Source organism: Enterobacter cloacae complex sp. 394I7 (genome assembly GCF_057320345.1).
In genome coordinates, this window is the sequence record NZ_JBXWCR010000003.1 from 230533 (window position 1) to 250901 (window position 20369).

Annotated in this window: 21 protein-coding genes and 3 tRNA genes; 10 read left to right on the forward strand and 14 right to left on the reverse strand. The window is 54.5% G+C overall.

Annotated elements, in window-relative coordinates; genetic code table 11:
• Positions 1-63 precede the first annotated feature (63 nt).
• Entirely contained in the window at positions 64-765 is a 702-nt protein-coding gene (locus AC2FAP_RS14485) for a DUF1120 domain-containing protein (protein ID WP_014168530.1), read from the forward strand.
• A gap of 46 nt (positions 766-811) precedes the next feature.
• On the opposite strand, the gene deoD is transcribed toward AC2FAP_RS14485, so the two are convergent.
• The 4 genes from deoD to deoC all read right to left on the reverse strand — a co-directional run bounded on the left by deoD (position 812) and on the right by deoC (position 5074).
• Positions 812-1534 (reverse strand): purine-nucleoside phosphorylase, encoded by a 723-nt coding sequence (gene deoD / locus AC2FAP_RS14490; protein WP_013095492.1) that lies wholly within the window; start codon positions 1532-1534, stop codon positions 812-814.
• A 104-nt stretch (positions 1535-1638) separates the two neighbouring features.
• On the reverse strand, positions 1639-2862 hold the full coding sequence (gene deoB, locus AC2FAP_RS14495) for a phosphopentomutase (RefSeq protein WP_020885280.1): 1224 nt from the start codon (positions 2860-2862) through the stop codon (positions 1639-1641).
• A gap of 53 nt (positions 2863-2915) precedes the next feature.
• Positions 2916-4238: a thymidine phosphorylase gene (gene deoA, locus AC2FAP_RS14500; protein ID WP_014168528.1), complete on the reverse strand. Its 1323-nt coding sequence runs from the start codon at positions 4236-4238 to the stop codon at positions 2916-2918.
• A gap of 56 nt (positions 4239-4294) precedes the next feature.
• Positions 4295-5074, reverse strand: a complete 780-nt coding sequence (gene deoC, locus AC2FAP_RS14505) for a deoxyribose-phosphate aldolase (protein WP_020885282.1) — start codon at positions 5072-5074, stop codon at positions 4295-4297.
• A 261-nt stretch (positions 5075-5335) separates the two neighbouring features.
• On the opposite strand from deoC, the gene AC2FAP_RS14510 reads away from it, so the two are divergent.
• On the forward strand, positions 5336-6883 hold the full coding sequence (locus AC2FAP_RS14510; protein ID WP_485452954.1) for a YjjI family glycine radical enzyme: 1548 nt from the start codon (positions 5336-5338) through the stop codon (positions 6881-6883).
• Positions 6858-7718 carry a YjjW family glycine radical enzyme activase gene (locus tag AC2FAP_RS14515; RefSeq protein WP_020885284.1) on the forward strand — a complete coding sequence of 287 codons (861 nt, stop codon included), beginning with the start codon at positions 6858-6860 and terminating at the stop codon, positions 7716-7718. The genes AC2FAP_RS14510 and AC2FAP_RS14515 overlap by 26 nt, the downstream gene beginning before the upstream one ends.
• Here AC2FAP_RS14515 and AC2FAP_RS14520 read toward each other — a convergent pair.
• The 8 genes from AC2FAP_RS14520 to AC2FAP_RS14555 form a co-directional block, all read right to left on the reverse strand.
• Positions 7713-8495, reverse strand: a complete 783-nt coding sequence (locus AC2FAP_RS14520; RefSeq protein WP_485452955.1) for a TatD family hydrolase — start codon at positions 8493-8495, stop codon at positions 7713-7715. The genes AC2FAP_RS14515 and AC2FAP_RS14520 overlap by 6 nt on opposite strands.
• Positions 8492-9544: a patatin-like phospholipase family protein gene (locus tag AC2FAP_RS14525; RefSeq protein WP_113656605.1), complete on the reverse strand. Its 1053-nt coding sequence runs from the start codon at positions 9542-9544 to the stop codon at positions 8492-8494. Before AC2FAP_RS14525 ends, AC2FAP_RS14520 begins: the two co-directional genes overlap by 4 nt.
• A 120-nt stretch (positions 9545-9664) precedes the next feature.
• Positions 9665-9826 (reverse strand): DUF1328 domain-containing protein, encoded by a 162-nt coding sequence (locus AC2FAP_RS14530; protein WP_003856556.1) that lies wholly within the window; start codon positions 9824-9826, stop codon positions 9665-9667.
• Positions 9827-9955: 129 nt separating this feature from the next.
• Positions 9956-10573, reverse strand: coding sequence for a molecular chaperone OsmY (gene osmY, locus AC2FAP_RS14535; RefSeq protein WP_020885287.1), 618 nt, complete (start codon positions 10571-10573; stop codon positions 9956-9958).
• Positions 10574-10876: 303 nt separating this feature from the next.
• A complete protein-coding gene (prfC, locus tag AC2FAP_RS14540) occupies positions 10877-12466 on the reverse strand; it encodes a peptide chain release factor 3 (RefSeq protein WP_014168520.1) in 1590 nt (529 codons plus the stop codon).
• Between the two features lie 91 nt (positions 12467-12557).
• Positions 12558-13235 carry a pyrimidine 5'-nucleotidase gene (gene yjjG / locus AC2FAP_RS14545; protein WP_485452956.1) on the reverse strand — a complete coding sequence of 226 codons (678 nt, stop codon included), beginning with the start codon at positions 13233-13235 and terminating at the stop codon, positions 12558-12560.
• 19 nt (positions 13236-13254) lie between these two features.
• On the reverse strand, positions 13255-13698 hold the full coding sequence (gene rimI / locus AC2FAP_RS14550) for a ribosomal protein S18-alanine N-acetyltransferase (RefSeq protein ID WP_025205607.1): 444 nt from the start codon (positions 13696-13698) through the stop codon (positions 13255-13257).
• The gene (locus AC2FAP_RS14555; RefSeq protein WP_149376234.1) at positions 13667-14080 is read right to left on the reverse strand and encodes a DNA polymerase III subunit psi; all 414 of its coding nucleotides are present in this window, start codon (positions 14078-14080) and stop codon (positions 13667-13669) included. Before AC2FAP_RS14555 ends, rimI begins: the two co-directional genes overlap by 32 nt.
• Positions 14081-14182: 102 nt before the next feature.
• On the opposite strand from AC2FAP_RS14555, the gene rsmC reads away from it, so the two are divergent.
• The 4 genes from rsmC (at position 14183) to AC2FAP_RS14575 (ending at position 15705) form a co-directional block, all read left to right on the forward strand.
• The gene (gene rsmC / locus AC2FAP_RS14560; RefSeq protein ID WP_014168516.1) at positions 14183-15211 is read left to right on the forward strand and encodes a 16S rRNA (guanine(1207)-N(2))-methyltransferase RsmC; all 1029 of its coding nucleotides are present in this window, start codon (positions 14183-14185) and stop codon (positions 15209-15211) included.
• Between the two features lie 173 nt (positions 15212-15384).
• A tRNA-Leu gene (locus AC2FAP_RS14565) sits at positions 15385-15471 on the forward strand.
• 28 nt (positions 15472-15499) lie between these two features.
• A tRNA-Leu gene (locus tag AC2FAP_RS14570) sits at positions 15500-15586 on the forward strand.
• 32 nt (positions 15587-15618) lie between these two features.
• A tRNA-Leu gene (locus AC2FAP_RS14575) sits at positions 15619-15705 on the forward strand.
• A 40-nt stretch (positions 15706-15745) separates the two neighbouring features.
• Here AC2FAP_RS14575 and AC2FAP_RS14580 read toward each other — a convergent pair.
• Entirely contained in the window at positions 15746-16015 is a 270-nt protein-coding gene (locus AC2FAP_RS14580) for a DUF1435 domain-containing protein (RefSeq protein ID WP_059306528.1), read from the reverse strand.
• 215 nt (positions 16016-16230) lie between these two features.
• Here AC2FAP_RS14580 and AC2FAP_RS14585 point away from each other — a divergent pair, with 215 nt between their 5' ends.
• Both AC2FAP_RS14585 and fhuF read left to right on the forward strand, forming a co-directional pair.
• Positions 16231-17295: a GGDEF domain-containing protein gene (locus tag AC2FAP_RS14585; RefSeq protein ID WP_485452957.1), complete on the forward strand. Its 1065-nt coding sequence runs from the start codon at positions 16231-16233 to the stop codon at positions 17293-17295.
• Positions 17296-17389: 94 nt separating this feature from the next.
• Entirely contained in the window at positions 17390-18178 is a 789-nt protein-coding gene (fhuF, locus tag AC2FAP_RS14590) for a siderophore-iron reductase FhuF (protein ID WP_020885292.1), read from the forward strand.
• Positions 18179-18225: 47 nt separating this feature from the next.
• Here fhuF and AC2FAP_RS14595 read toward each other — a convergent pair whose 3' ends face one another.
• A complete protein-coding gene (locus AC2FAP_RS14595) occupies positions 18226-19572 on the reverse strand; it encodes a PTS cellobiose transporter subunit IIC (protein WP_014168512.1) in 1347 nt (448 codons plus the stop codon).
• 328 nt (positions 19573-19900) lie between these two features.
• Between AC2FAP_RS14595 and AC2FAP_RS14600 the strand changes: the two genes are divergently transcribed.
• Positions 19901-20359, forward strand: a complete 459-nt coding sequence (locus AC2FAP_RS14600; RefSeq protein ID WP_032679578.1) for a YbaK/EbsC family protein — start codon at positions 19901-19903, stop codon at positions 20357-20359.
• The last annotated feature ends 10 nt before the right edge of the window (positions 20360-20369 follow it).

Sequence of the window (20369 nt, forward strand, 5' to 3'; positions counted from 1 at the left end):
TACAAATACTGACGGGTTAATACCCCGCAATGTCATGCTTTTTATTTATGTTAAGGATTAACAATGAAAAAATGTTTACTCGTTGTCGCGCTGGCCCTGGCGGCCACATCCGCACACGCGGGCGATACCGCCGTGCTGAAAGTCAAAGCCTCGCTTGCCGGTGCCTCGTGTGTACCGGAGCTGAGCAATAATGGCGTGATCGATTTTGGCAGGATTCATATTGGCGATTTGTCGCAAACCCAGGCTACGCAGCTGGGCGAAAAAGGGGTGATGCTGACGATCAACTGCCCAACGCCAACAAAGGTGGGCTGGAGCATTGCGGATAACCGTACCGATTCCAACGCCAGCACGGGCAGCAGTAACCTGAAGGTGAAAAACGCCAATGCTAACGGCGGTGAGCTTCGCGGTGCGATGAACACCTTTGGGCTGGGCAAAACGCACGATGGTAAAAACATCGGCGCGTACTCCATCTACACCACGCCAGGCGATGTGACGGCGAACGGCAATAACGCTGAGCCTATCCGTACGGCCGTGACCGCGGGAGCGGGCGTGAGCCGCTGGCAGAAAGCCAACGGTGGTACCATCGCCAATAAAGATTTGGGTCTGATGAGCGTTGCACCGGCGGGCAAAAACGACCCGATGGCGGTCACCAGCGTCTCTTTCCCGCTGAACGTGTCGCTGGCGGTCGAGAATCTGAAGAATCTGTCTTTAACGGAAGATACGGAGTTTGACGGTCAGGCGACCATCAGCGTGGTGTATTTGTAACCGGGAAGAGCATGCCGGGCAGCGAACGCCGCCCGGCAGTACAACATTACTCTTTGTCGCCCAGCAGAACGGATTCCAGCGCGATTTTGATCATGTCGTTGAAGGTGGTCTGACGCTCAGCAGCGGTCGTCTGCTCGTGCGTACGGATATGGTCAGACACGGTGCAGATGGTCAGTGCTTTCGCGCCAAACTCAGCCGCAACACCGTAGATCCCAGCCGCTTCCATTTCCACACCCAGGATGCCGTACTTTTCCATCACGTCGAACATCTCGCCGCCGTCTGGTGCATAGAACAGGTCAGCAGAGAACAGGTTACCCACGCGTGCGTCTACGCCCAGCGCTTTTGCGGCGTCAACCGCGTTACGCACCATGCCGAAGTCAGCGATGGCGGCAAAGTCATGGTCTTTGAAACGCATACGGTTAACTTTAGAGTCCGTGCACGCGCCCATGCCGATAACCACATCACGCAGCTTAACGTCCATACGTACTGCACCGCAGGAGCCTACGCGAATGATTTTCTTCACGCCGAAATCGGTGATCAGCTCTTTGGTGTAGATGGAGCAGGATGGGATACCCATACCGTGACCCATCACGGAGATTTTGCGGCCTTTGTACGTACCGGTGAAGCCCAGCATGCCGCGAACGTTGTTCACTTCACGCACGTCTTCGAGGAAAGTTTCTGCAATGTGCTTCGCGCGCAGCGGGTCGCCCGGCATCAATACGACGTCAGCGAAATCACCCATTTCGGCATTAATGTGAGGAGTTGCCATCTTCAGTTCCTTTTATCGTGTTTTTGCCGGGTGGCGGCGGCGCCTGCCCGGCCTGCATGGTGTTCTCCCTCTCCCGGAGGGAGAGGGGATACGCCCGGATGTGTTTAGAACATGGCCTTGCCATATTCCATGTCGGACGTACCAAAGTATTTCGCAATAGTCTGACCGATATCGGCGAAGGTTTCACGGTGGCCCAGTGAGCCAGGTTTCACTTTCGGGCCGTACACCAGCACAGGAATGTGCTCGCGTGTGTGGTCGGTACCGGTCCAGGTTGGGTCGCAGCCGTGGTCGGCGGTCAGGATCAGAATGTCATCTTCACCCACCAGCTCCATCAGCTCCGGCAGACGGCGGTCAAACAGTTCCAGTCCCGCGGCATAACCGGCCACGTCACGACGGTGGCCCCAGGAGGAGTCGAAGTCCACGAAGTTGGTGAAGACGATAGTCTTGTCACCCGCTTCTTTCATCTCTTTGATGGTGGCGTCAAACAGCGCATCCAGACCGGTGGCTTTCACTTTTTTGGTGATACCGCAGTTGGCATAGATGTCTGCAATTTTCCCCACGGACACCACGTGGCCGTCTTTCTCGTCAACCAGCTTCTGCAGTACGGTCGGTGCCGGTGGCTCAACGGCCAGGTCATGACGGTTACCGGTACGCTGGAAGTTACCCGCTTTATCACCGATAAACGGACGTGCAATCACGCGACCGATGTTATAGCCGCCTTCGGTCAGCTCTTCACGTGCGATTTCGCACAGCTCGTAAAGCTTATCCAGACCAAAGGTCTCTTCGTGGCAGGCAATCTGGAACACGGAGTCGGCAGAGGTGTAGAAAATCGGCTTGCCGGTTTTCATGTGCTCTTCACCGAGTTCGTCCAGAATCACGGTACCGGAAGAGTGGCAGTTACCGAGGTAGCCCGGCAGATTGGCACGCTTAACCAGCTTGTCCAGCAGCTCCTGCGGGAAGCTGTTCTCGTGATCGGAGAAGTAGCCCCAGTCGAAGAGAACCGGCACGCCAGCGATTTCCCAGTGGCCAGACGGGGTATCTTTACCGGAAGAGAGCTCGTGCGCCCAGGCGTACGCGCCTACCACTTCCGCATTGCCGTCCATACCGGCTGCAATTTTACCGGTAGAACCTTCATGGGCTTTCACCAGACCCAGACGGGTCAGGTTTGGCAGAGTCAGAGGGCCTTTACGACCGTTGTCCGCTTCGCCTTTCGCACAGGCTTCAGCGATGTGACCCATGGTATCGGAACCCACGTCACCAAAACGTTCTGCATCTTCGGTTGCGCCGATGCCGAATGAGTCCAGCACCATAATAAATGCACGTTTCATAATTGTTCTCCGTACGTAGTGCTTCAAAAATTATCGATCAGATCAGTATACCGCTATTCGGTGATACGGCGATAGACAGTCGGTGTGCTTTGCGGTGCTTTATCATCAAGCGTAATGGCCGCTTTCACCGCCTTCGCCGCTTCCTGCCAGCTGGCTTCATCTTTCGCGTGGATCACGGCCAGCGGACGTTGACCATCAACGCTGTCACCCAGACGCGCCATATCGGTAAAGCCGACGCTGTAATCAATGGTGTCCGAGGCCTGACGACGACCGCCGCCCATCGACACGACCGCCATGCCGAGTGCGCGCGTATCCATCGCCGAGACAAAGCCTTCGGTATCGGCGTAGACCGCTTTGCTGAGCGTCGCCGTTGGCAGGTATTTCGCGTAGTGTTCCACGAAGTCGGTCGGGCCTTTCTGCGCCGCTACCATGCGGCCGAATATCTCTGCCGCTTTGCCGTTATCCAGCACAGCCTGAAGTTTGGCGCGTGCATCGGCATCATCGCTGGCGAGCTTGCCGGAGATCAGCATCTCCACGCACAGGGCCATGGTGACATCGAGCAGACGCGGGTTCCGGTATTCACCGGTGAGGAACTGCACGGCTTCACGCACTTCCACGGCGTTGCCTGCGCTGGACGCCAGCACCTGGTTCATGTCTGTCAGCAGGGCGGTAGTACGCACGCCCGCACCGTTGGAGACGCCCACAATGGCTTCTGCCAGCGCCGCGGAAAGCTCATAGGTCGGCATAAAGGCGCCGCTGCCCACTTTCACATCCATGACCAGCGCATCCAGGCCTTCCGCCAGTTTCTTGGCGAGGATAGAGGCGGTAATCAGGGGAATAGAGTCAACGGTCGCGGTGATATCGCGAGTCGCGTAGAAGCGTTTGTCTGCAGGAGCAAGAGAGCTGGTCTGGCCGATAATCGCCACACCAACGTCTTTAATAATGTCGCGGAAGCGATGGTCATCCGGGAAGATATCGAAGCCCGGGATGGCTTCCAGTTTGTCGAGCGTACCGCCGGTATGTCCCAGGCCACGCCCGGAGATCATGGGGATATAACCACCACAGGCCGCCACCATTGGGCCCAGCATCAGTGACGTCACGTCACCTACACCGCCGGTTGAGTGTTTATCCACAATCGGGCCGTTGAGGTTCAGGCTTTTCCAGTCCAGAACGGTTCCTGAATCTCGCATCGCCATGGTCAGCGATACACGCTCAGGCATCGACATATCGTGGAAGAAAATGGTCATCGCCAGAGCAGCAATCTGCCCTTCAGAGATGGTGTTATCACGAATGCCATTGATAAAGAAGCGGATCTCTTCGTCGCTTAATGCATGACCATCACGTTTTTTACGAATAATTTCTTGTGCGAGAAACACGGTAACCCCCGAGAAAACAGGTTAAATGCGGCGGATGGCCCGCCGCAGGATAAAAATCAGTAGCTGCTTGCGCTCTTACCGTCGCCGTGACCCAGCGCTTTCAGCAGGCTCGCCAGCAGGCTGGATGCACCAAAGCGATAGTGACGGGAATCCGCCCACGCCGGGCCGAACAATTCGTCGGCAATCGCCAGGAACTGCTGCGCATCTTCAGCCGTGCGCACGCCGCCTGCAGGTTTGAAGCCCACGGTCTTTTCCACGCCCATATCACGGATCACTTCCATCATGATGCGCGCGCTTTCCGGCGTTGCGTTCACCGGCACTTTACCGGTAGAGGTTTTGATGAAATCTGCACCCGCGTTGATGGAGATTTCAGACGCTTTACGGATCAGCGCTTCTTCTTTCAGCTCACCGGTTTCGATGATCACTTTCAGCAGCACGTTTGCCGCTGCACAAGCGTCTTTACACGCTTTCACCAGGTCAAAACCAACCTGCTCGTTACCGGCGATCAGCGCACGGTACGGGAATACCACGTCCACTTCGTCAGCACCGTACGCGATGGCCGCGCGGGTTTCAGCCAGCGCAATCTCGATGTCGTCATTGCCGTGCGGGAAGTTAGTCACGGTTGCAATGCGTACATCCGGCGTGCCCTGCTCTTTCAGCGTCTTACGGGCAATGGGGATAAAGCGCGGGTAGATACAGACGGCTGCAGTGTTCCCGACGGGCGTTTTCGCCTGATGGCACAGGGCGATGACTTTCTCATTGGTGTCGTCATCATTCAGGGTGGTCAGGTCCATCAGTTTCAACGCGCGCAGGCTGCTTGCAGTTAAATCGGTCATAACATTCTCCAACGGCATCGCCGTATAAATTTCACCTTGCGGTCTGTGACTATTCTAACATCCAGCCGCACTTACACTTCGACATTCATCACAGTTAATGAAAACTGCGTACAAATTTGCATTACTGTAATGAGATGAACTTCAAATTTTACTGCTGTCGCTGCTGATTAAAGCAGCGATACCCGGTGTGGGATCAAAAGTCCCCCCGGGATGACTTCCTACAATTCGGTCATCATCCGCAGAACCATAAAGGAAGCGAATATGTCCCACGCCAGCCCTCACGCACTGCAACAACGTTGCCAGCAAATTGTGACAAGTCCGGTATTGACCCCCGAGCAAAAACGTCATTTTCTGGCGCTGGAGGCGGAGAACAATCTTCCCTACCCCGCGCTGCCTCAGGCCGCTCGCACCGCGCTGGAAGAGGGATTTATCTGCGACATGTTCGAAGGCCATGCGCCTTATAAACCGCGCTATGTTCTGCCTGATTACGCCAGATTCCTCGCCAACGGCTCGGCATGGCTGGAACTGGAAGGGGCAAAGGATCTGGATGACGCGCTCTCACTGCTGACCATCCTGTACCACCATGTTCCTTCTGTCACATCGATGCCGGTCTTCCTCGGTCATCTTGATGCATTACTGCAACCGTATGTTAATATTCTAACACAAGAAGAAATCGATAGCCGAATAAAACGTTTCTGGCGCTATCTCGACAGAACGCTTCCGGATGCGTTTATGCATGCCAATATTGGTCCGGCGGACACGCCCGTTACCCGCGCGATTTTACGCGCTGATGCAGAGCTGAAGCAGGTCGCACCGAATCTGACCTTTATTTATGATCCCGATATCACACCAGATTCGCTGCTGCTCAGGGTGGCCGAAAACCTCTGTGAATGCAGCAAACCCCATATTTCTAACGGCCCGGTGAATGATAAAATTTTCACAAAAGGCCGTTATGGCATCGTGAGTTGTTACAACTCCCTGCCGCTGGCAGGCGGCGGTAGCACGCTGGTGCGCCTGAACCTGAAGGCCATTGCCGAACATAGCGACTCGCCCGAAGACTTTTTTAGCCGTACGTTGCCCCACTACTGCCAGCAGCAACTGGCCGTCATCAATGCCCGCTGCGAGTTCCTGTATCAAAAATCCGGCTTCTTTGAGAATAGCTTCCTCGTCAAAGAGGGACTGATTGATCCCGACCGCTTTGTGCCGATGTTCGGCATGTACGGCCTGGCCGAAGCGGTGAACGTGCTGTGTGAGAAAGCGGGTTCACCGGGCCGTTACGGTAAAGACGACCAGGCCAACGCGCTGGGATATCGCATCAGCGAGCAGCTCGCGGCGTTTGTTGAAAGCACACCGGTGAAATACGGCTGGAAACAGCGTGCGATGCTGCATGCCCAGTCCGGAATAAGCTCTGATATCGGTACGACGCCGGGCGCGCGGTTGCCTTACGGGGAGGAGCCAGACCCGATTAGCCACCTGCTGAGCGTGGCGCCACACCACAAGCACTATCACGCCGGGATTAGCGACATCCTGACGCTGGACGAGACGGTCAAACTCAACCCGCAGGCCGTGGTGCAACTGTGTCTGGGTGCGTTCAACGCCGGAATGCGGGAGTTCACCGCCAACGTGGCCGGTAACGATCTGGTACGCGTGACCGGATATATGGTCCGGTTGTCCGACCTGGAGAAATACCGTGAAGCAGGGTCACGCACTAACACCACCTGGCTTGGAGAAGAAGCCGCCCGACATACCCGCATCCTGGAGCGCCAGCCACGCGTGATAAGCCATGAACAGCAGATGCGCTTTAGTTAGTCAGGTGATCCCCTTCTCCTGCGTGGACGGGCCGGGCAGCCGCCTGGCTCTGTTTCTCCAGGGCTGCAACCTGCGCTGCAAAACCTGCCACAATCCGTGGACCATCGGACGCTGCAACGATTGTGGCGACTGCGTACCCCATTGCCCACACGATGCGCTGAACATACAGGCCGGGCGGGTCTGGTGGCAGGAGAGTCAGTGTCAGCAGTGTGATACCTGCCTGCAGTTGTGCCAGCAGCAGGCAACGCCAATGGCGCACCGTTTTAGCGTCGACGAGATCCTCACTCAGCTCTCTAAATCCGCACCCTTTATTGAAGGCATTACCGTGAGCGGCGGTGAAGCGACAACGCAGCTACCGTTCCTGGTGGCGCTCTTCACGGCGATCAAAGCCGATCCCGCCCTGCAACACCTGACGTGCCTGGTGGACAGCAACGGTCTGTTAGGGGAAACCGGCTGGCAAAAACTGCTGCCGGTATTCGACGGGGCAATGGTGGATTTAAAGGCCTGGGGGAACGAACACCATCGCTTCCTGACCGGACGCGAAAATCCGCAGATTAAGCACAGTATCCGCTGGCTGGCACACCACCAGCGGCTGGCGGAACTGCGATTACTGGTGATCCCGGAGCAGTGTGATTATCTGGAGCATCTCAAAGCGCTGACGGCGTTTATCCACGCGTTGGGCAATGTCCCGGTACGCATTAACGCCTTTCATGCTCACGGCGTTTACGGTGAGGCGGCGTCCTGGCGCAGCGCCACGCCAGAAGATATTGAGCCGCTGGCGCGGGCGCTGGAACAACAGCAGATTGTGGTAATCCGACCGGCGCTTTATCTATAGCGTGATACCAAATACCGCGCGGGTATTCTCCATCAGGGCATGCGCAATCACCTCTTCCGGCTCCTCGCGCAGCTCACAAAGCGTGTCAAAGACCCGAGCGGCCTGCTCCGGGCGATTTGGCTGCCCCTGAAAACCGTTGAGCGGCATATCCGGTGCGTCGGTTTCCAGTAATAATGCTTCGAGCGGCAGCTGCGCCATCACATCGCGGGTTTTACTGGCGCGTGGATAGGTTATGGTACCCCCGACGCCAATTTTATAGCCCAGCGCAATAAAGCGCTGCGCCTGCTGCAGGCTCCCTGAAAAACCGTGCACAACGCCCCTTCGCGGAAGATCGATACGCTTCAGATGCATTGCCAGTTTGTCATGGGTTCGACGGGAGTGAAGGATCACCGGCAGATCGTGGCGCTTCGCCAGCCGCAGCTGCGCATCAAGGATCGTCTGCTGGCGCGCAAACTGCGGATCGTCGCGATAGAGATCGAGGCCGATCTCACCGATGGCGACAAGTTTGTCGCCAGCCGTCTGCACAATGGCGTCCAGCGCGTCGATATGCTCATCAAGATGGTGTTCAATCACAATGGGATGCAGGCCGAGCGCGGCGTACAGCGCCTGGTGCCGCCTTGAAAGATCCACTACCCGCTCAAAGTATGCCGCTTCAACCGCCGGCACAATTATCGCCTCTACGCCGGCATGTGCAGCTCGCGTGATGCTTTGCTCTTCATCCCCCGTAAACGGTGGAAAATCAAAATGACAGTGGGTATCGATAAACCGGTACGTCACGCCAGATCCTCATTATCTAACAATGCGTCATTCGCCTGCGGAGCATCCACCAGCGGCATCGCCAGCGCATCATTCGCCACCACCGCCGGTGGGGTAATAATGGCTTTATGACGATGTATAGGCGGTTGATCAGCCAGCAGTTTGCCTATTGTCGCCAGGAAGTAACGCCCGCACAGGCGCCCCGTTTTGTAATCGGTACGCAGCGCAGGAACGCGGCTGCCCAGCGCCATGCTGACCAGCGGTTTAGGCGGGTAAATTTCAAATATACGCAGCTTACCCGGCGGTTTTTCAATAAAGCGCTGCATGGCGCCGTAGGTCGTTTCATGCTGCTTCGCGATATTGACCAGATGTTGCAGGCTGCTGTCACCTAACCAGCGCTCCATGCGTTTAAACCATTGCGGGGTATAGTACATTTGCGACGGGACGGTGCGGATCACCACAATGGTGTTTGCCCCGCGTCGCGCAGCTTCCTGTACCGGCACAGCGTCACTGATGCCGCCATCCAGATAGCTGATGCCGTCCAGCAGTGCGCCGGAACGATAGAAACCGGGAATGGCGCTGGAGGCGCGAATGATATCCAGCCAGTTCTCTTTTTGAGGAGAGAAATAGCCCGGCGTGTAGTCATCACCACGGCTGGCGCACATCCAGAACTCTTTTCCGCTGTCGAACAGGCGCGCCGCCGTATCCATTGCCAGCGGCATCTGGCTTGAGGTCGAATCCAGCAGCCAGTCGAGGTCAATCAGGTTCCCGCCGCGCACAAAGCGCACCGGGTTGAAAAATTCTTTCGCCGTGGTGTAGCGCATGATCACTTTTCGCGCGTAGCCGGGCTGGTTACAGACATAAGCAGAGAGGTTTTGCGCCCCGGCAGAGGTCCCGAAGTACAGGTCAAACGGGTTGAATTGCGCGCGCATAAACTCGTCCAGCACACCGGCCGTAAAAATGCCGCGCTGTCCGCCACCTTCACACACCAGCGCAAGCGGGCCTGCGCGAAACGGCTTTAACGCCAGCGGCGCAATATTGCCGAGCGTAACGGGAATTCGTTGCCCCACCTCTGCTTTCCTGTTTTCATTTTTCTGTTATGACACAGTAGCGCACCCGACCAGCGACTGAAACAAGAAAAAGCCAGTCACGAGGACTGGCTTTTTTTTGTTGAAGGAATATTGCGTTTGCTACGGACGTCGACGACCCGTAAACAGGCTGACCAGGAACAGAATAATACCCACGACGAAGACAATTTTTGCTGCCCATGCCGCTGTACCTGCCAGACCACCAAAGCCCAATGCGGCGGCAATTAACGCGATAACCAGAAATATAATGCCCCAACGAAACATAAGCTTCTCCTTTACCATAGTTAATGTCGGCCGCTAAATGTGAGCGCGCTCAGGTCACTCACCGGCGATTTTCCAGAGTCATTTTTATTTCGCCCGCTGACGTTAGCCAGACGGGCGAATGGTGCAGATTTACTTCGTTTTCAGATCGTTTTTAACGCTTTTAACACCATCGATCGCTTTCGCGATGGACTCGGCGCGCTCACTTTGCGCCTGAGAATCGACCGTACCGGAAAGCTGAACCACACCATCGGTGGTTTCCACTTTCACTTTACGAGATGGCACGATGTCATCTGCTAAAAGTTTAGCTTTGATTTCGCTGGTGGTGGCTGCATCTCCGGCATACCCTTTCACCGACGCGTTTTTGCTGTCCCGAACGTGCAGTTTGTCGCTCACGGACGCTACACCTTCAACACCCTTCGCCACTTTTACCGCCTGTTCGGCCTGGGCCTGGCTTTCTACAAAACCACTCAGGGTGACAACTTTCTTGTCAGTTTTAACGGAAATATCGGTGCTCTTGATAGCTTCATCATCCACCAGTGCGGCTTTCACTTTTGCTGTGATTGAGCTGTCATCCATGAAATTACCGACTTTATTCATAGAGCTATCGATTTTTTGCCCTGCGGTATCGGCAGTGGACTGCGCTTTATCCATAGTGCTGGTTTCAGCCAGAGCAGAACCACTTACCAGGATGCTACCCAGTGTCACAGCCAGCAGAGTTTTAGAAATCTTCAGTCTTGTCATATTCATCGATGTATTCCTGTGTATACCCGTCATTCGGGCGACATACTTCCCTAATTGCTAGTTTTATATATTGCGAATGAACACACGGGCAAAATGGAGAACCCAAAGTCATGCATTGAACAGTTAATTCATCCACGCCCGGTGTTAAACACTGAGTTAAATATAGATCACTCTCACAGTGCCGCTTTCAGATTTGGGTAAAAAACGAGCAAAAGACGCGAAATAATGTTGAATTAAGAACATTCCGCAAGAGATTAATAAGACAGGAAATAAAGAAGAGCACGGCGATTGCCGTGCTCTGAGAGGGGATCAGTGTTCGCGCGTTTTGCGGAACTGGACATCAGGATAACGTTCCTGAGTCAGGTTCAGGTTGACCATGGTTGGAGCGATATACGTCAGGTTATCACCGCCATCCAGCGCCAGCTGCACTTCGTTCTTACGTTTAAATTCTTCGAATTTCTTCACGTCAGAACACTCTACCCAGCGCGCGGTCGCCACGTTAACCGATTCATAGATCGCTTCCACGTTGTACTCGCTCTTCAGACGCGCAACGACCACGTCGAACTGCAGCACACCGACAGCGCCTACGATCAGATCGTTGTTAGCGATAGGGCGGAACACCTGGACAGCGCCCTCTTCGGAAAGCTGAACCAGCCCTTTCAGCAGCTGTTTTTGCTTCAGCGGATCGCGCAGGCGAATACGACGGAACAGTTCCGGTGCGAAGTTCGGAATACCGGTGAACTTCATCATTTCACCCTGGGTGAAGGTATCGCCGATCTGAATCGTACCGTGGTTGTGCAGACCGATGATGTCGCCCGGATAGGCTTCTTCAACGTGCGAACGGTCGCCCGCCATAAAGGTCAGCGCGTCGGAGATCACCACATCTTTACCGATACGTACCTGACGCAGCTTCATGCCCTTTTCATACTTACCGGACACCACGCGCATAAAGGCGACGCGGTCACGGTGTTTCGGGTCCATGTTGGCCTGAATTTTAAAGACGAAACCGGTGAACTTCTCTTCTTTCGCTTCCACTTCACGGGTGTCAGTTTTACGTGACATCGGTTGTGGCGCCCACTCCACCAGGCCATCAAGCATATGGTCAACGCCGAAGTTACCCAGCGCGGTACCAAAGAAGACCGGGGTGATTTCACCGCTCAGGAACAGCTCTCTGTCGAATTCGTGAGATGCACCTTGAACCAGCTCCAGCTCGTCACGCAGCTGCGCGGCCAGCTCTTCACCCACAGCCGCATCCAGCTCCGGGTTATCCAGACCTTTTACGATACGGACTTCCTGAATGGTATGGCCTTTACCGGTCTGGTAAAGATAGGTTTCGTCTTTATAAAGGTGGTAGACACCCTTAAACAGCTTGCCGCAGCCAATGGGCCAGGTGATAGGCGCACAGGCAATTTTCAGCTCGTTTTCCACTTCATCCATCAGTTCCATCGGGTCGCGGATGTCACGGTCGAGTTTGTTCATAAAGGTGAGGATCGGCGTATCGCGCAGACGGGTAACTTCCATCAGCTTACGGGTACGATCTTCTACCCCTTTCGCGGCGTCGATGACCATCAGACAGCAGTCCACCGCCGTCAGCGTACGGTAGGTATCTTCCGAGAAGTCTTCGTGCCCTGGGGTATCCAGCAGGTTGACCAGGCAATCATGATACGGGAACTGCATCACGGAGGTGGTAATGGAAATACCACGCTGCTTTTCCATCTCCATCCAGTCAGATTTTGCATGCTGGTTGGAACCACGGCCTTTTACGGTACCCGCAGTCTGAATCGCCTGTCCGAACAGCAACACCTTCTCGGTGATGGTCGTTTTACCGGCATCCGGGTGAGAGATAATGGCAAAAGTACGGCGCCTGGCCACCTCTTGCAGATAAGGAGACAACGTCATAATGAAATCTTCTATATAAGCGCGGCGTCAGGCCGCGCATCATGGGATACGAAAAATGCGGCTATTTTACCCATCAATGGGGGGCAGGCAATCATTGTTTACACAGGAGCTGCTCCAGTTCGTTCAATGACGTGACGGTCCAGGTCGGCTGGATACCTTCCGGCAACGTGCGACCGTGTGCATTCAGCCAGACGGTCGACAGGCCGGCGTTCATCCCGCCACGAATATCCGACTCCGCGGTGTCCCCGACCATCAGCACTCGTTCACGAGCGGGATTGCCCGCTTGTTCCAGCGCATAATCAAAAATACGCGGATCCGGCTTAGGTACGCCCACCTCTTCAGAGATCACCAGCGCGTCAAAATGATCGCGCAGGCCCGTACGCTCAAGGCGGATCTGCTGCAGGGCGGTAAAACCGTTGGTAATAATGCCCAGCTTCGCCTTGCCCTTCAAGGCGTCCAGCAGGGAAACCGCGCCCGGCAACGGCGCGCAGATATCCGCCATGGCATTAAGGAAGGCATCGTTAAGCGCACCCGGGCTGACGTTTAACCGCTCGGCCCAGACATCAAAGCGCTGGTGCTGCAGCTGTAACGCGGTGATGGCACCGTTCTGGTAATCCACCCACAGCGGTTTGTTTACCGCCTGATAGTCCTGAAAGTCTTCAGCGGTGAAGGTAACGCTATAATCGAGAAACATCCGCTGTAGGCCGCCAAACGAGTCAAACGTAAACAGCGTTTCGTCGGCATCAAAGAAAATCCAGTCCCATTTCATCGTTACAACCTTATTTTAGTTATCCAAGCGGCAGAGCCATTATGATGGCGTCTTCACGTCCCTCTGCGGTGGGGTAGTAGTTACGGCGGATAGTCGCCTCGTTAAAGCCTAAGCTTTCATAGAGTGCGATGGCGGCGACATTCGACGCGCGCACCTCCAGCCACAGGGTGAAAACGTCACGGGTTTCGAGCTCGCGAATGAGATGCTCAAGCAGTTCTCTTCCCAGCCCCCGGCGCTGATACGCGGGATCAACCGCGATATTAAACAGCGTCGCTTCGTCCAGAACGACCTGCGTGATGGCAAAAGCGGCCATCGCGCCGTCGACGTCCAGACGGTAATTCAGATACCGCTCGCCCTGATTGCTGGCGAGGGTTTTTTCGCTCCATGGAAAAGCATGGGCGCGCGTTTCAATCGCGTACGCCGCGGTCAGATCAGGCGTCGTGAGGGAAGAAATCGTGTTCATATTCGCAGATTTGTTGCCATAGCGCGCTGCGCGCTTTTGGGTTGGCTTTCAGTTCGTCCAGCGCTGGCGAGCAGATCTGGCTCCCTTCCAGGGAGACCTCATCGATGTCTCCCATACGCCAGCTGTTGCAGCGGCTGTCGGATGGCAGCATGGTGACCCTGTCTGGCGTAAGCTGTAAAACCTGTTCAGTGGTCAGCTTCAGGCTACGAAGGACATCACCAATAAGGGGTTCATTCAGGGCAGGCAGTTCCTCCGCCACCATCACCAGCCGGACGTGCGCAGGGATGGAGATGGCGATTTCGCCCTGCAACGCCGTCGGGCGACGCAAGGCCCACTGGATGATGCCCAGTTGCTGCAACTGCCAGTCTCGTCGGGATGTCATAGGGAAAACTCCTGTCTCTCAGGCGCGCAAATATAGCAAATGTGTCGAAACTGCGCCATCTACCTACTATAATCCCCGCCTGAGTTAATTGAGGAACAATTCATGTCTGCATTTACCCCGGCAAGTGAAGTCTTGCTGCGTCACAGTGATGATTTCGAAGAAAGCCGTATTCTGTTTGCCGGAGATATGCAGGATGACCTGCCCGCACGTTTCGACTGTGCTGAAAGCCGTGCCCACACCCAATACTACCACCACTGGCAGGTACTGAGCCGCCAGATGGACGACCGCGCGCGCTTTAGCCTGGTCGCTGAACAGAGCGACATCGCCGACTGCGACACGCTCATCTACTACTGGCCGAAGAACAAGCCAGAAGCCCAGTTCCAGCTGATGAACCTGCTTTCTCTGCTGCCCGTTGGCTGCGATATTTTTGTGGTCGGTGAGAACCGCAGCGGCGTTCGTAGCGCAGAACAGATGCTGGAAGGCTATGCGCAGCTGAATAAAATCGACAGCGCCCGTCGCTGTGGCCTGTATCACGGCCGTCTGGAAAAACAGGCGACCTTTGATGCTGAGAAATTCTGGGATGAGTATCAGCTTGACGGTCTGACCATTAAAACTCTGCCAGGCGTCTTCAGCCGCGACGGTCTGGACGTGGGCAGCCAGCTGCTGCTCTCCACCCTGACGCCGCATACGAAAGGCAAAGTGCTGGACGTCGGCTGTGGCGCGGGTGTACTGGCGACCGTACTGGCGAGCCATTCGCCAAAAGTGCGCTTAACCCTGTGCGATGTGAGCGCCCCGGCGGTTGAAGCAAGCCGCGCAACGCTTGCTGCAAACGGCCTGGAAGGCGACGTGTTTGCCAGCAACGTCTTCTCTGACGTGAATGGCCGTTTCGACATGATCATCTCCAACCCGCCGTTCCACGATGGCATGGAAACCAGCCTTGAAGCGGCGCAAACGCTGATCCGTGGTGCAGTACGTCATCTGAACAGCGGGGGTGAACTGCGTATCGTGGCTAACGCCTTCTTACCGTACCCGAAAGTGCTGGATGAAACCTTTGGCTTCCATGAAGTCATCGCCCAGACGGGTCGCTTTAAGGTTTACCGCACCGTGATGACGCGTCAGGCTAAGAAGTAATCCACTTATCTGGCAGGCCGGATACGCGTAACCGCTATCCGGCAAAACCTGGCGCTACCATCGGCCATTTTTGCAGCAATCAAAACAGCGTGCGCATTTTTCTGTTGACGTAAAGCTGAAAACATCTAGAATGCGCCTCCGTGGTTACGATACTTTTACAGTGTCGATGGTATGCGAAGGTGGCGGAATTGGTAGACGCGCTAGCTTCAGGTGTTAGTGTCCTTACGGACGTGGGGGTTCAAGTCCCCCCCCTCGCACCATAAATCACGTTGATATTGCTCGCACTGGGCGAAGGTGGCGGAATTGGTAGACGCGCTAGCTTCAGGTGTTAGTGTTCTTACGGACGTGGGGGTTCAAGTCCCCCCCCTCGCACCAACGAGGCGATATCAAAAAAGTAAGATGACTGTGCGAAGGTGGCGGAATTGGTAGACGCGCTAGCTTCAGGTGTTAGTGTCCTTACGGACGTGGGGGTTCAAGTCCCCCCCCTCGCACCAATTATCTTACATCCTTTCTGACGTTCTTCTCGCTTTCCGCTTATTTCAAACTCATCAGTATCACCAGAATTCCACTGACCAGTGCTACGCATGACGGCAGTAACACAAAGTGGCGCAGCTGTTTATGCCAGATCATCCCTGACGTCACTAACAGTCCTGACACAATGAGCGCTTTCCAGACATCAATGGAGAGATCGGCAAACATCAGACCGCCAAGAATCGCCCCCGGCAGTAACACTCCCCAACCACTTCCCAGCGCCCTGTTCAACATGGTTCGACCTTTCACATTGATAATGATAACCAATATCATATGATATCAATTATCATTTGTCAGCACGATTAATCAAAAACTCTCCCCCTTTACCTTTCCTGTAATGACAGGAAATGCCTAAGGTGATAAATTGCTCACCTGTTAACTAGACCTAAAGTTTTTCTGATAATTACTCTTTGAGTTTTTTGCATCTTTCATTGCGAAACAACACCTATTTACCTGTTTTAATTAAATATTAATAAAAACGCACTACTATGACATCACAATCCTGGCGGTCTTTGGTCCACAGTAAATATCAATTATCGTTACGTTTATTTTTATTTCTGAACGCGACCTCAGCTGTGTTCTCGGTAACAAACCCGCTCTATTCTATTCGCCTGTTATCAGTCCCTCTGATTTCTATTTTTGTTATCAGCACCGGGCTGCTCGTCTGGCACTGGAAAAAGAGAACCCGCAAGGTAAATATTCCTGCCGTTTCAGCGATCTTCGGTATTTTATGGGCGTGGCAGGTGGCCTCGAAATTTTCGTTAATTACCCACGATCAGGCGACCTATTTGATCATGGCATTATTAACGGTACTGTTTATTGGTACGCTGGCCTTCGCCAGTAATATCAAAGCATTTACGCTGCACGCCTTCCCCACCTTTATTGTCTGCCTGTGGTTAAGTAATCATGATATATGGCTGAGAATGACCTATTCTTTCGCACTTCCTGTGGTAGCAATTGCGATTCATAACATTTTGCAAAGACGTAACGATCGCTTCGCGCAGGAACTGCTCTCCCGTTTGCTGGAGGAGCGTGAGACCCTCACCGATCTGAGCATGATGGACCCGCTTACCGGTCTTTATAACCGTCGCGGACTGCAAAGCCGGCTGGAGAATCTTCCGGCAGTGGAGAACGGCGAGCACTTTGTCCTGCTGATGGATATCGACCACTTTAAGGCCTACAACGACCACTACGGCCATATGATGGGCGACCAGGCGCTGATCCGGGTCTCTGCTGCCATCCGTGATGCCGTGCGTTCACGTGATATTGTGGCGCGCTTCGGCGGGGAAGAATTTATGGTTCTGCTGACCAATATTTCTCTCGAGCATGCCCGCCAGACGGCAGAGCGGATCCGCCAGAAAGTCTACGATTTAAAAATCCCGCATATGTTCAATGAAAGCGTGGCGACAAACGTCACCATCAGCATTGGGATTGCCATTTTTGAGGATGAAGACGCCGAAGGTGCACTGGAGAAAGCGGACAAAGCCCTCTACGAAGCAAAGCATATGGGGCGCAATAACATCCTGCTGAGCGAAGAGCTTCAGACCGCGTAAGCGCGGCGTCATATAACGAGGACAAAAGTCTTGCCATCGGTATGAGCAATAGTTAGGATTGGCAATCATTATCATTTAGATTTGTATCTATACTATGGCCACTCATACCGCACAAATCGTTGAACCACTTCTCTGGAGAGCCCGCCTCCCCACCGGGAATGTTTCGCTTGCGGATGCCATCAGGGATAAGATCGCTAAAACCCGCGCCCACCTGCTGGACTTTATCAGGCTGGATGAAGCGCACCCGCACCACGCCATGACGCTGGAAGAGTGGCGACAGCCGTCGACACTGCAGTCGTTGCTGGCAACCTATTCCGACCATATCTATCGCAATCAACCGACCCTTACGCGGGAAAATAAACCCCTGCTCTCCCTCTGGGCGCAGTGGTATATCGGGCTGATGGTGCCCCCACTCATGCTGGCGCTGCTCACACAAAAGGGCATGCTGGAACTCTCCCCGGAATATTTTCATGTCGAGTTCCACGAGACCGGCCGTGCGGCCTGTTTCTGGATTGATCTCCACGAAGACCAGAACGCAGAGCACCTCTCTGCTCAGGAACGTATGGAGCAGCTCATAACTCGCGCCCTGATCCCGGTAGTGGATGCGCTGGAAGAGACGGGGGAAATCAACGGGAAGCTTATCTGGAGCAATACCGGGTATTTAATCCACTGGTATTTGACGGAAATGAAACCTCTACTCGGTGATGAGAAGGTCGAGGCCCTGCGCCAGTCCTGTTTCTTTGCAAAACAGCTTTCCGATGGTCGCGATAACCCGTTATTTCGCACCGTGGTCCTTCGTGACGGGCTTCTGGTTCGTCGCACCTGCTGCCAGCGTTATCGCCTGCCGGACGTTCAGCAGTGTGGAGATTGTACGCTCAAGTAAGGTCAGGTGTTGCCGGGCCGCATTAACGCTGACCCGGCATCCGTTTCTCACGCTATCTGCTGATTTTCCTCTTCCGCATTACGTTGCGCTTCTTCTGCTTCCTGCTCCAGCAGTTGCTTCTCGTACACTTTAAAGAACGGGAAGTAGATGATGGCCGATACGCACGCCAGGACCACTACCAGAATGGCTGCACGGAAATCCCAGCCCAGCGCCCATGCGGCACCTACCGGTGCAGGTGCCGTCCACGGCACAACGGAGATCACGCGGCCAATCAGATCGAACTTCATCGCCGACCAGGCCAGCACGGCGTTAACCATGGGTGCCAGCAGGAACGGAATAAAGAACACCGGGTTCATGACAATCGGCGTACCGAAAATAACGGGTTCGTTGATGTTAAAGAGGCTTGGCACCACGCTCAGACGGCCGATAGAACGCAGATGAGCGGAGCGGCTGCGCAGGTAGCAGAACACCAGCCCCATCGTGGCACCTGACCCCCCAATGACGATAAAGAACGTCCAGAACGCTTCCATAAAAATATGCGGCAGCGGCTGGCTGGCGGCCAGCGCGGTCTGGTTAGCGCCCAGGTTGGTCAGCCAGAACATCTGCAACATCCCGGAGACAATCGCGGCGCCGTGAATCCCGGCGAACCACAGCAAATGCCCAATCAACACCGCCAGCAGGATTGCCGGCAGGGAGTCTGCGGCGGAAACCAGCGGTTTGAAGACAGACATAATCGCCTGCGGGATCAGCATGCCAAACTCAGACTGAATCACCAGACTCAGCGGGTAAAGCGTCAACACCACCACCAGCACCGGGATCAACAGGTCAAAAGAGTTTTTGATCATCGGCGGAACCTGGTCCGGCAGACGGATCCCGATGTTATGCGCTTTCAGAAAACGCATCATCTCAACGCAGTAGATAGCCACCAGAATCGCGGTAAAAATGCCAGTCCCACCGAGGCTGTCGACCGGAAGCGTGCCTTTGGTTTTCGGTGCCGCGACCAGCAGAAACGCCATCAGCGATAGCATGGCGCACATGAACGGGTCTAACTGATGCGATTTGACATAGTGTTTGCCAAGGTTATAGGCAATGGCCGCGCAGATATACAGGGACATAACGCCCATGGTCATATCAAACGGCGTGAGGATCTGACCTTCAAATTGCTTCGCCATGTCCAGCCAGGCGCGCGCGAAACCCCAGGTGGTATCAGGCGAAAACGGTGGATACGCGAAGACGAGTAAAAATGAACCCACAATCATGAACGGCATCGCGGAGATAAAGCCATCACGAATAGCCATAACATGACGCTGGGAGGAGATCCGCCCGGCAATCGGGCTGACGTAATTTTCTACAAAACGAAATATCAGATTAAACGCAGCATGGTTGGCAGACATAGCAGATCTCCTTTCAGACGTTTATGACGGGCGCATACACGCCATACGTTGGTCCATACATCACCTTCACAACCTTGCCGGCGCGTTTACCAGCGGTACTGCTCAGACGGAATGGTTTCATATTTAGCTCTTATTATTGGATACAGGGGACGTTACATAGTCAGTATTAATCTCTCACTCACGGTCTGCAACCGGTTACTGTAACCGGTTTCTGTGAATGTGAAGGCGATCCAGAAATCGGCCGTGTGGGATATTTGTTACTGAAGAGATATTTACAGAGCATAAATTCTTATGACAGATTACGCGGGATATTTGTCAGGAGGAAACAATGAGTTTGCAGTCTGTACAGCAGTTTTTTGCCGACAACGCTCCGGATATAGAGGTTATTGAACTTAGCCAGAGTACCGCAACCGTTGCGTTGGCTGCTGCCGCCCATCGTGTTGAGCCGGGACAAATCGCCAAGACGCTGTCGTTGAAGGTTAAAAATGACATCATTCTGGTGGTCGCGAAAGGTGATGCGCGTCTGGATAATAAAAAACTGAAAGACACGTTTGGCGCAAAAGCACGCATGCTCAGTTGTGATGAAGTGGTCACCATCACGGGTCATCCTGTTGGCGGCGTGTGCCCGTTTGGGCTGGAAAATCCGCTCGCGGTTTATTGCGATATTTCACTGAAGCAGTATGCTGAAGTGCTGCCGGCCGCGGGTGCAATTCACAGTGCCGTGCGTATTTCACCAGACAGAATGGCAGAACTGACGTCCGCAAAATGGGTGGATGTTTGCATCTGAATGAGGCGCC